Annotated in this window: 9 protein-coding genes and 1 tRNA gene; 1 reads left to right on the top strand and 9 read right to left on the bottom strand. The window is 38.3% G+C overall.

Features of this window, described 5'->3' with window-relative positions; genetic code table 11:
- Positions 1-11: 11 nt before the first annotated feature.
- The 9 genes from cdaA to thiC form a co-directional block, all read right to left on the bottom strand.
- Positions 12-794: a diadenylate cyclase CdaA gene (cdaA, locus tag J7K93_13700; protein ID MCD6118055.1), complete on the bottom strand. Its 783-nt coding sequence runs from the start codon at positions 792-794 to the stop codon at positions 12-14.
- A gap of 17 nt (positions 795-811) precedes the next feature.
- Positions 812-1,606: a dihydropteroate synthase gene (gene folP, locus J7K93_13695; GenBank protein MCD6118054.1), complete on the bottom strand. Its 795-nt coding sequence runs from the start codon at positions 1,604-1,606 to the stop codon at positions 812-814.
- A 55-nt stretch (positions 1,607-1,661) separates the two neighbouring features.
- A complete protein-coding gene (locus J7K93_13690; protein ID MCD6118053.1) occupies positions 1,662-3,194 on the bottom strand; it encodes a tetratricopeptide repeat protein in 1,533 nt (510 codons plus the stop codon).
- Positions 3,195-3,223: 29 nt separating this feature from the next.
- Positions 3,224-5,218, bottom strand: a complete 1,995-nt coding sequence (ftsH, locus tag J7K93_13685; GenBank protein MCD6118052.1) for an ATP-dependent zinc metalloprotease FtsH — start codon at positions 5,216-5,218, stop codon at positions 3,224-3,226.
- 29 nt (positions 5,219-5,247) lie between these two features.
- Entirely contained in the window at positions 5,248-6,645 is a 1,398-nt protein-coding gene (gene tilS / locus J7K93_13680) for a tRNA lysidine(34) synthetase TilS (protein MCD6118051.1), read from the bottom strand.
- Positions 6,646-6,720: 75 nt separating this feature from the next.
- Positions 6,721-6,794, bottom strand: a tRNA-Met gene (locus J7K93_13675).
- Between the two features lie 121 nt (positions 6,795-6,915).
- Positions 6,916-8,721 (bottom strand): phosphoenolpyruvate--protein phosphotransferase, encoded by a 1,806-nt coding sequence (ptsP, locus tag J7K93_13670; GenBank protein ID MCD6118050.1) that lies wholly within the window; start codon positions 8,719-8,721, stop codon positions 6,916-6,918.
- Between the two features lie 21 nt (positions 8,722-8,742).
- Positions 8,743-9,261 carry a peptide deformylase gene (gene def / locus J7K93_13665; protein MCD6118049.1) on the bottom strand — a complete coding sequence of 173 codons (519 nt, stop codon included), beginning with the start codon at positions 9,259-9,261 and terminating at the stop codon, positions 8,743-8,745.
- Positions 9,262-9,305: 44 nt separating this feature from the next.
- Positions 9,306-10,592 (bottom strand): phosphomethylpyrimidine synthase ThiC, encoded by a 1,287-nt coding sequence (thiC, locus tag J7K93_13660; GenBank protein ID MCD6118048.1) that lies wholly within the window; start codon positions 10,590-10,592, stop codon positions 9,306-9,308.
- 475 nt (positions 10,593-11,067) lie between these two features.
- On the opposite strand from thiC, the gene J7K93_13655 reads away from it, so the two are divergent.
- On the top strand, positions 11,068-12,252 hold the full coding sequence (locus tag J7K93_13655) for a pyridoxal phosphate-dependent aminotransferase family protein (GenBank protein ID MCD6118047.1): 1,185 nt from the start codon (positions 11,068-11,070) through the stop codon (positions 12,250-12,252).
- Positions 12,253-12,361 lie beyond the last annotated feature (109 nt).

Here is a 12,361-nt window from a genome sequence, read left to right as displayed (position 1 = left end):
TTATTTTCATATCACGACACTATTTTTTCAATTCTTAGAGCTTGTTTTAACTGATGCTGAAGTTCTTCCTTGTTAAGATCGAATCTCATATCTCCGTTTTCCACAATGGAAATTTTTCCGGTTTCTTCGGAAACGACAAGTACTACAGCGTCAGTTTCTTCCGATATACCGAGAGCTGCACGGTGTCTTGTACCCCATCTGTGTTCTGCAGTAGGATTTCGCGTTAAGGGTAAAATGCATTTTGCAGCTTTTATTATATCATTACTTATGACGATTGCTCCATCATGAAGCGGAGACCTTGGATTAAATATCGAAACTATCAGTGAAGAGCTGACCATTGATTCCAGAGCAATTCCGCTCTCAACAATTGTCCTCAATCCAGTATCCCTCATAAAAACCATTAATGCACCATATCCTCTTCTTCTCAACTCTACAGCGCCCTGCACAATTTCATCAATTACCTGACTGTTCTGTTCCTTTGTAAAGAATCTGATAAATTTACTCTGCCCCATCAAAGTTAATACTCTTCGCAGCTCAGGCTGAAACAGGATAACAAATGCTATTATCCACACTGTACGAAGATTACGGAAAATCCAGGTTGTTTCCTGCATGTTAAGAGCTTCAGCAAGAAAAGATATACTAAAAATAATAATCAATCCTATAAACATCTGAACAGCTCTTGTTTTATGCATAATAAAATATAGTTTATAAAGGATTAATGCAACAAGCAGAATATCCAGCAGATCAATAAACGTGACAGGAAGAAATCCTATATGGAAAATATTGAAATTCACGATTTATTCCCTTTATGCTAAAGTGTCAGATCATACGGCCTTTTTATTGAATCAGCCACTCTGACCACTTCTGCCATTTCAGCAACATCATGTACGCGGACAATGTCCGCCCCGTTTACAACACTTACGGCAACAGCAGCAGCAGTGCCCATAATTCGTTCATTTTCAGATAAATCCAACAATTTACCTATAAAAGATTTCCTCGAAACTCCCATTAGTACAGGGCAATCAATATCTAAAAATTCATTAAGCCGATTTAGTATAATATAATTATCTTTAACACTCTTTCCAAACCCTATTCCCGGATCAATGATAATTTTTTGCCTGTTGATTCCGGCTTCAACTGCTTTTTTAATACTGTTTTTGAGATAGCCTTTAATCTCATCTATAAGATTATTATAATGGGGGTTATTCTGCATATTTTTCGGAGTACCTTTTATATGCATAATAATAACAGGCGTATCGTACTTTGCCGCAACTTCTGACATTTCAGGATCAAAATTAAGCCCGCTTATATCATTGATAATATCAGCTCCGGCCTCAAGTGCATATCTTGCCGTTTTTGACTTGTATGTGTCAATCGATATTATAATATCAGACTGATTTCTTAAAGCTTCAATGACCGGCACAACCCTGTCAATCTCCTGATCAATTGAGATTTCATCGGCTCCCGGCCTCGTTGATTCCCCCCCGATATCTATAATATCAGCACCCTGGCCGGCCATTTCAAGAGCATGGGACACAGCTTTTTCTTTATCATAGAACAAACCTCCGTCAGAGAACGAATCAGGAGTTACATTTAATATACCCATTATACAGGTACGTTTAGAAAAATCGAGGGCTTTCCCTCTGCATAATATTCTGCGGCTATTCACCTTTTTTCTCCGTAGAAAGCAGTTCCTTTATTTTATCCCCAGCCACATCTGCAAAATGGTCATCAACACCTGTGCTGAGAGAAACACGTTTTTGAAAATATTTGAGAGCCTGTATCTTATTGCCCTTTTCAGATTCAATTAATCCCAAATAGAAATAACTGTTTACAGAGCCGTTCAGAGATACTGCTTTTTGAAATAACTTTTCAGATTTATCAAAATCTTTTGTCTTCCATAAAAGGATTCCAAGGTTATAATAAGGCAGGCCGTCATCAGGATCTGCAGATATTAACTTCTTATAAATATCCAACAGCCCCTCAATATTGTTTTTCGATGCTGAAATTGCAGCAAGGCCGATATAAGCACCCGGGCACTCAGGTATTAAAGAAATCAATTCTCCGTATCTCTTTTCAGCTTCTTTATAAAAGCCTTTTGCAAAAAGATTTTGTGCAAGGGACAGCCAGGCCTTTTTATATGCAGGATTCAGATACACAGCTTTTTTAAGCAATTTTATTTTACTGCCGTAGCTTATATTTTTGTATCTTGACTTGTGCAGGCGTGAAAGAAAAAAATACGCTTCCGGAATATTCCGGTTGTATTTAAAAACCTTTTTAAGTTTTAGAGAGGCCTTATTCCACATCTCCTTATAAATGTAAAGCTCCGCCCAAAGAAGATTGTAATCAGGGTTATTTACAAACGATTTATCTGCCTTTCTCAAAGCATCTCTTGCAAGTATAAAATAGTAATCTCCTGAATCACCTCTACGCATACATTCAAACCCCTCATCAATTAAACAGCGGGCATATAACAGGCGGACATTAAAGTTATCCTTTACCGAAAGGCAATTTTGGAAACTTTCAGCAGCTTTTTTATAATTATTCTCAAGCTGAGCTTTTCGGCCGATTGAATAAGAGTGGATTTTACAGGAAGGAATAAATTTAAATGATGCAGAATCATTTAATTCTATTTTTAAAATTTCTGAAATCTTTCGAACGCCGGAAATAATGCTTTTATAATCATATTCTGAATAAACAGAATCCTTTAAAGCCTTTTCTTCTGCATTGTAAATAACAAATTTAACCTTTTTATTTCCGGCCTTTTCAATTGATACAAACACAATATAGTCAAGTCCAAATTTTTCGGCTCTTCGTCTTATATGTTCAATATTGCTAACAGAATCAGGATGCAGAGATGAAAAATACCAATCAACAGGATAAACCAGGATATCTTTTTTGCACTTATCATCAGTAAACCGGTTCGCTGCATCTGCATAAAAAATACTGTTAAGGTTAGTATTATCAAAAAGCGGGAAATAGGACACTCGTGTACGGAATTCTTTTTTCCCATGCAGAAGAAGAAGCAAAACAATCAGAATCAGGCCTGCTGACCATACAGAATATAAAGTTAATTTAAATCTTTTTCTATTAAAAAAGACAGCAATTCTGCTCAGATAAAACAGGAATATTGAGATACAGAATAATATTCCTGTGATAATGCCAATATTATAAACAACATTTACCGGTTCCATTGGATGCTGTCTCTGCCGTCAATTAAAAACTACGCCTTTTTGTCCTTTTTCCCCGATGCTTTAGTTGCCGCAGGTTTCCGCGCTTTTGCTCTGCCGGGAGTTTTACGCTTTCTGGAATTTGTTTTAATTTTATCCGGGAGAGTTTTTCCATCTATGATTAAATCAACCTCTTCGCCGTCCAGTGTCTCCCGTTCAAGCAGCACCTCTGCAAGGCGATGAAGAATATCTACATGATCCTTTAAAATTTTAAAGGACATATCAGCTGCTTCATTTACAATTGTTTTTATCTCTTCATCAATCAGTATTGCAGTTTTTTCACTGTAATCACGATGCTGGGATATTTCTCTGCCGAGAAAAATCTCTTCTGATTTTTTACCGAAAGTAACAGGCCCGAGTTTGTCACTCATACCCCATTCACACACCATTTTTCTTGCTATCTCAGTTGCTTTCTCAATATCGTTTCCTGCTCCTGTACTCAATTCGTTAAGAATGAGGAGTTCTGCAGCCCGCCCTCCGAGAATGTGAGCAAGAAGTGCTTTGCAGTAAGTTTTTGTATAGTTGTGTTTTTCATCAATCGGCAAAAAAGATGTCAATCCGAGTGCCCTGCCTCTTGGTATAATTGTCACCTTGTGTACAGAATCCGAGCCCTTAATAAATTTTGAAACAAGGACATGGCCGGATTCATGATAAGCAGTACTTCTCTTTTCTTCATCATTGATTAACATGCTTTTCCGTTCCACACCCATCATAACCTTGTCTTTAGCTTCTTCAAAATCCGGCATGAATACTTTTTTCTGGCCTTTCCTTGCTGCAAGAAGGGCTGCTTCATTTACAAGATTTGCAATATCCGCACCGGAAAAACCCGGAGTACCCTTAGCTATAATGTCAAGTTTTACATCTTTGGCAAGGGGTATCTTTTTTGTGTGCACTTTTAATATTCCTTCTCTTCCCCTCATGTCAGGCCTGTCAACAACAACCTGACGATCAAATCTGCCCGGCCTTAAAAGTGCATTATCAAGAACATCCGGACGGTTTGTAGCCGCAAGAAGTATCACGCCCTCATTAGTCTCAAATCCATCCATTTCAACAAGGAGCTGGTTTAATGTCTGTTCTCTCTCATCATGCCCGCCGCCGAGCCCTGCTCCCCTGTGCCTGCCTACAGCATCTATTTCATCAATAAAAACTATGCATGGAGCGCTTTTCTTGCCCTGTTCAAAAAGGTCTCTTACCCTTGAAGCACCTACTCCCACAAACATCTCAACAAAATCAGCTCCGGAAAGACTGAAAAAGGGAACCCCTGCTTCTCCGGCTACAGCTCTCGCAAGAAGAGTTTTTCCTGTGCCCGGAGGCCCCAAAAGAAGTACGCCTTTGGGAATACGGCCGCCAAGTGTTTGAAACCTCTGGGGATTTTTTAAAAATTCTATTATCTCCTGAAGCTCCTGCTTTGCCTCATCTGCTCCAGCAACATCTTTAAATGTGACCTTCGTCATATTGGCATTAAGCATTTTTGCCCTGCTCTTGCCGAAATTAAAAATGCCTTTTGTGCCTCCGCCTGACTGCATACGTTTAATAAAGAAAAAATAAAGAAAAATTAGAAGAAGCCACGGCAGCATAGGTATAATGAAATTCCAGATCTCAGCAGGTTTCTTTTTAAATTCATATTTAAAGCCTTTAGCATCCCACTGCTCTACCATGTTTCTGTCTATAAAGGGCAGATTTGTTCTGAACCTCTTGAACTTTTCAACATTATTGCCCTGCACCAGGCTCTCTTCGTATTTAAGCACACCATGAAATATACCACTCTGAATATTTGCTTTTTCAATTGCATTGCTCTGCAGATATTGCTGATATTCTGAAAATGTAACCTCCACTTCCCGTGTCTTCTGAGAACTGAAAAGCTGAAAGATATAAGCTGCTCCCAAAAAAAGTATTATCCAGAAAAATAGTGTTCTTGTGGCTTTCTTCCATTGAAAATTATTCTTATTGTCGGAAGAACTGTTTTTATTCTTCTGTTGTTCTGCCATAGTATATTTTATCCTGTTTTATATTTATATCAATTTTTCTCTTTAAGTTCTAATTTAAGAATAATTTCGGTATCTTCTGTTATTTTATATCTGTCATCAAGGCGCTTACCTGCTATCCACACAATTTGAGTACCGTCTGTAAGCAAAGGTACAGAATGCCTCTTGTATACAGGTACTTTCTCATCAATAAAAAAATCCTTTATCTTCTTCCTCTTTTTCATACCAAGAGGCACAAACCAGTCACCGGGCAGCCATGATCTAATTTTTAACTGACTGTTTAATTTGGAAAAATCCGCATATTCAACAAAGGGGTTTTCAGAGAAAGAAATGGCTGCTTCTTCCTTTTTAATAAGATAAGTGCTGAATGTCTGCAATGTACCAGGGATCGTGTAACTTTTCCCTGTCTCTATTATAATGTCCTCAATAGGCCTGGTATTATTAATAAATGCCAGTGTACTCCCACTTTTATAAGCTTTTAAGGAACTACCAATCTCAACAACAGATCCGCTTTTCCCGTTCCGTATCAGGTTAATAAGCCTGTTTATTAAATGAACTGATATTTGTTCTCTGCAGCCGAAAAATTCCTCAACGACCCTTATAAGCATAATTTCCTGAATTATTCTAAAATAAGATATAAAACCCACAATATCAAGAATAATTTCATCGGAATGTTCCTGAATTACAATCTGTCTGTATGCATTTTCCGCTTCATGCACAAGAAAGTCAAAGGCATCCTGAACAATACGTCCTGTCTTTGCAATGCTGCTGACCGCATCATGCCCCGATGCTTCCTGAATTGCAGGAAAAACTTTCATTCTAAACCTGTTTCTTTTATGCTCCTGGCTGACATTAGAAGAATCTATTACATAAGGAAGATTTAGTTTATATGCATAATTTTCTATCTCTTTTCGTTCAGCAAACAATAAAGGCCTTATAATGCAGCCCCGTTTACTCCTTATACCGCCCAGGCCTCTTATACCGGAACCTCTTGCAAGATTCATCAGGATAGTTTCAGCCTGATCATTTGCATTGTGCCCTGTCGCAATGCTGTCAAACATCAGCTTTTGCCTTACAGACTCAAGAAAAGCATATCTTACTTTTCTGGCACTCTCTTCAATGGAAAACCGATTCTCTTTTGAAAATTTTTTGACATCAGATTTTTGCGAAACATACATAATGCCGTATTTCTCAGCGAGATTCCTGACAAAATCTTCGTCTCTGTCAGATTCTTCTCCTCTAAGGCAGTGATTAAGATGGGCTACAGCAAGTTTAAGCCTGTATCTTTTCTTTATTTGATATAAAAGATGCAGCAGTACTATAGAATCGGGCCCTCCGGAAACAGCAACAACTATTTTCTGTTCCGGAAAGATCAGATTTTGTCCTGATGCAAAATCAATGAAATTGTTTTCAAATATTTGTTTTTCCATAATAAAAAAAAACGGCCTTCTTTATTTATCAGAGGCCGCATTAAAAAAGTTAATTTCTACATATCTTTTTCTTTGTAGCGGTGCAGGGATTCGAACCCCGGACACGCGGATTATGATTCCGCTGCTCTAACCAGCTGAGCTACACCGCCATGGGTTGTTATTTTAATTATTTTTTCTTTTAAAGTCAAGAATTTTCAGTACCTATTTTAACTTTTTCGCATACGATAATTATTTTCCTGTAAAACGGGTAATTAATAAATAACCTGTAAATTACTCTGTTCCTTCAAAGTCAAGGTTGTATTTATCAATAAAAGGAACCTCCTGCCTTTTATTTATCTCATTATTAAAATCCCATAAAAGTTTTTCAATCTCAGCGGTTGAGTGCATTTTCATAATCTTCTCTGCAATATCTTCACACTCTTTTACAGTAATAAACCTGACCCTCTCTTTTACTTCCGGAAGCATAAGCGGGCTCATACTGAACCTTCTCAGCCCAAATCCGATAAACATAGGTGTATAGAGAGGATTACCCGCCATCTCTCCGCACACAGAAACTTCTTTGCCCTGTTTATTTGCCGCTTTAATGGATTTCTCCACAAGATACAGAACAGATGGATTCAGAGGCTGATAAAATTTAGCAACTCTTTCATTATTTCTGTCAACTGCAAGCGTGTACTGAATAAGATCATTAGTACCTATGCTGATAAAATCAAAATATTCAAGAAATCTCTCAACCATGATTGCTGCACTCGGTACTTCAATCATGACACCTGTTTTAATATCCCTATCAAAAGATATTTCCTCTTTATCGAGATCATCCATTACTTCGCTCAGCACCTCTTTTGCTTCAACAACTTCTTCTATGCTTGAAATCATAGGGAAAAGTATTTTTACCTTTCCAAATACACTTGAACGTAAAATAGCTCTAAGCTGTACCTTAAAGACATCTCTCTCAAGAAGTGAAATTCTTATTGATCTCCATCCCATAAATGGATTTTTTTCTCTCTCCACCCCCTGAAAAGGCAGAAATTTATCTCCTCCGAGATCAAGGGTCCGAATTGTTACATCCTTTCCCTGCATTGCATCAACAATTGTTTTGTAAATTGTAAACTGCTCTTCTTCGTTTAATAAACGGCTTGCAATTAAAAAAGGCAGCTCTGTACGGAAAAGCCCTATACCCTGAGCTTTATAGCGTACAGCCATACTCAAATCTGCTGTCATAGATATGTTTGCCTGAAGCAAAATATCAACATGGTCAGCAGTTACAGATGGAAGGTCGATGTCTTTGGATAACCGCTCCCAATATACATCAAATTGTTTTTTACGCTTCCTGTATCCCTTCAGTACTTTTTCATGAGGATTTAAAAATACTATTCCGGAATTTCCGTCAACAATTATTATATCGCCTGTTGAAGCACTGCGTATTATTTTCTCTACTCCGACCACTGCAGGCAGACCGAGGGAGCGTGCAAGAATAGATGCATGGGATGTAATGCCTCCTACTTCTGTAACAAAGCCTATAATTTTCTCATTCGATATTCTTGCAGTATCAGAGGGTGAAAGAGTGTGGGATACCAGGATTGTCTCTTCAAAAAACGGATGCTTTTCTTTATCACTGCGCAACAGAGCCCTTAAAATCCGTTCACCCACGTCTCTAATATCATCAATGCGGCTTCGGAAAAACTCATTTTCCATGGAATTAAAAGTATGGGTCAGCTTCTCAATACTGTCTTTCAGCACAGACTCAGCATTTATGAACTTATCTTGTATCTGCCGAGGTACCTCATCCTTAAGTGTCGGATCTTCTAATATCGCGAAATGAGCATTAAAAATCTGGGCTTCGTCACTACCTATCTCCAATTCAACTCTATCCTGGTACTCTTTAAGCTGTTCAGCCACCTCATCGCATGCTTTTTCAAATCTAAGTATTTCTATTTTAATATTTTCAGGAGCAATTGTAAATGATCTAACCTCATCCCACGGACTTTTAAGGAGCCACACCTTTCCTATGGCAATTCCTTCTGAAACCGGAATCCCCTGTAAAAGTCCTTTTGTTAATTGTCCCTGTTCTTTCAAACTTACTCCGAAAACGTCATTTTATTTTCGTTCTCTGTACTCTTTTTCCAGTTTACGCAATTTTGTACGAAGCAGAGCCCGGTGCGCAGAAGATGTATGATCAATTATCAAAATTCCGTTTAAATGGTCAATCTCATGCTGAAAAGCTCTTGCCATAAGGCCATCTGCATTGTAAACAATCTCTTTACCATTTTCATCAATACATTTAACTGATATCTGTACAGGCCGTTTTACTTTAACGGTAATACCGGGAAGGCTCAGGCATCCCTCCTCTTCCGTATCCAGATCATCGCTTTTTTCAATAATTTCAGGATTAATCACTTTTATCGGGCCGTCACCGATATCCAGGACAACAATTCTTCTCGAATCGCCTATCTGCGGTGCGGCAAGGCCAACACCATCTGCTTCATACATTATCTCTACCATCTCATCAAGCTGCTTTTTAATTTCATCTGTTATATCACTAACCTGCTCAGCCTCAAGCCTCAAAACAGGATCGGGATATGTAACAACTTGTGATTTCACTTCTTCCATTTCCATGCTTCCTTTATTGTCTCTATAAAAAATTGGCTTATGATATCCCATTACTTTCCCTTTTCCAGCAGTTCGCTTACAAGCCTGACCGCACAGTACTCACCGCACATTGAGCACACTTCATTCAGCTCCGGTTTGCCTTCTGCTCTTAATCTCGCTGCTGTTTCAGGGTCAATTGAAATTCGAATCTGCTCATCCCAGTCAAGGTTTTTTCTTGCCTGAGACATTCTGTTGTCCCACTCCATTGCTCCGGGAACTCCCTTTGCAATATCCGCTGCATGTGCAGCAATTCGTGTTGCAATGACTCCCTGGCGCACTTCTTCCACATTGGGAAGCTTAAGGTGTTCTGCTGCTGTAACGTAGCAGAGGAAATCAGCGCCTGCTTCCGCAGCGATTGCTCCGCCTATTGCAGATGTAATATGATCATATCCCGGAGCAATATCCGTAACCAGAGGGCCCAGCACATAAAACGGGGCATTATTACACAACTTTTTTTCAATCTGAATATTTGTTTTTATCTGATTAAGCGGTACATGCCCGGGCCCTTCGATCATAACCTGTACATCCTTTTCCCATGCTCTCTGCGTTAATTCGCCGAGAGTTAGAAGTTCTTCTATCTGTGCTCTGTCTGTTGCATCGGCAATTGCACCGGGCCTCAGGCCGTCTCCGAGGCTCAATGTAATATCATACTCACGGCAGATTTCCAAGAGTCTGTCAAAATCTTCATACAGAGGGTTCTCTCTGTCATTTGCAACCATCCATGTAGCAAGAAAAGATCCGCCCCTGCTTACAATATCCATAGTGCGGCCTTGATTCTTCAAACGGTCAAAAGCTGCACGTGTAAGCCCGCAGTGTACAGTAAAAAAATCAACTCCCTCTTTTGCCTGATCTTCTATTACTGAAAAAAGATCGTCAGAAGTCATTTTGACAATTGCACCTTTGGACTCCACAACAGAAATAGCTGCATCATAAATCGGTACTGTTCCTATAACAACGGTTACCTCACTCATAATTCTTCTGCGATTTTCCTTTATATCACCACCTGTTGACAGGTCCATAATTGCATCAGCCCCTGCTTCTACGGCAGCCCTTGCCTTTGCTATTTCATTATCAATATCAAGATAATCTGTGGATGTACCTATATTTGCATTTACTTTTGTTTTTAATCCTGTTCCTATTCCAATAGGGTGAATATCATGTAAACGATTCTTAGGTATAATTACTTCACCTTTTGCAATCCTCTCTCTGAGAAGCTCCGGATCTATTTTCTCATCCCGCGCAACAATCTGCATCTCAGGTGTCAATCTTCCTGCCCTCGCTTCTATCATCTGGGTCATTAACCGAACTCCTTTTCCCGTTATCCTCACTCTACATCAATTATAATTTCATAAAATTCTCTCGATTAAATATACAAAATAAAAGATTTAAAATCCATGAAATTAATTAAATTAGGCAGCATTCCTTTATGTTTATAAAAATCTTCAATAATAGGAAATTAATTATAACTTCGGAAAAAATAGCCGGAAAATATCGCATGATATTTATAAAAATTCTTTTAAAAATGCAATCTTAAGTGGTTATTAAATTTAAATTATATTCAAAATTTAAATAAAATTTATCTATGTTTCTATTGACATAAATATTTCCATTGTTTATATTTTCTAAGTTTATACTATTCCCATTTTTTAATTACAATGAATATGTATAAAGCTCTTGTGATTTTAGAGAAATTTTTTGTGTCATAATATTAATAATTTGATTGTAAATTGATTGGAACTGCTTAGGAAGTATCATTAACAAGAGGAGCATACAGTGGATATTTTTTCGAAGTGTTATAATTTCACAAAAGCCAAAGAAGCAATGGAAGCAGGGTTTTATCCATATTTTCAGCCCATTGAATCCGGACCCGGCTCAGAGGTTATAATTCATGGTAAAAAAATGATTATGATAGGATCCAATAACTACCTGGGGCTTGCAGGCCACCCGAAAGTAATTGAAGCTGCTGTTGCAGCTACAAAAAAATACGGCAGCGGCTGTACAGGTTCTCGGTTTCTAAACGGAACCCTTGACATTCACGTTGAGCTTGAAAATCGTCTTGCAAAATTTTTAAACAGAGAAGCTGCTCTCTGTTTTAGTACTGGATTCCAGACTAATCAAGGTGCCATATCATCACTTGTAGGCAAGGGAGACATTGCTTTTACTGACAGAGCGGATCATGCTTCTATTGTTGACGGATTCAGGCTGGCTTTCGGGAAAATAGTTAAATACCGCCATAATGATATGGAAGATCTTGAAAAAATGCTTAAGGCAAATCAGGATACTGACAAAGGGAAGATTATTGTGACTGACGGTGTATTCAGTATGGAGGGAGATATCGCTGACCTTCCTAAAATCGTTGAACTTGCAGAAAAATACAATACACGTATTTATGTAGATGATGCTCATTCAGTAGGAGTGCTCGGAAAACACGGCCGAGGCACTCCGGAATATTACGGGCTTGAAGATAAAATAGATATTACAATGGGTACGTTCAGCAAGTCCTTTTCAAGCCTCGGCGGTTTTGTTGCTGCTGACGAAGCGATTATCCACTTTATAAAACATAATGCACGTGCTCTTATCTTCAGTGCAAGTATGCCTCCTTCAGCAGTCGCGACTGTTATTGCATGCCTTGACATAATTGAATCAGAACCTGAGCGAATTGATAAACTCTGGAAAAACACTAAAAAAATGAGAGAAGGTTTTCAAAGCCTGGGATTTGATACAGGTGCAAGTAAAACTCCTATTATTCCTATCAAAATAGGCGATGAGAACACATGTATGGGATTCTGGAAACTTCTCTTTGATAACGGTATTTTTGCTAATCCGTCAATAACTCCTGCAGTCCCTCCTGGAGAAGCAATTATACGTACAAGCTACATGGCAACTCATACAGATGAAGAACTGGATATTGTTCTGGAAACATTCGGCAAACTGGGAAAGCAGTTTGGAATAATTTAATTAAAAAGAGTGTAAACCGATTAGATTTTTAAAAAGCCTTCCTAATACACAAAAACGGAAGGCTTTTTTTATTTGATTTTTTTTTAAGCTTTTGTTGTATTATCACCTT

Source organism: bacterium, from assembly GCA_021158245.1.
In the GTDB taxonomy this organism is placed as follows: Bacteria; Zhuqueibacterota; QNDG01; order QNDG01; family QNDG01; genus QNDG01.
This window is presented reverse-complemented; position numbering and strand designations above follow the sequence as displayed.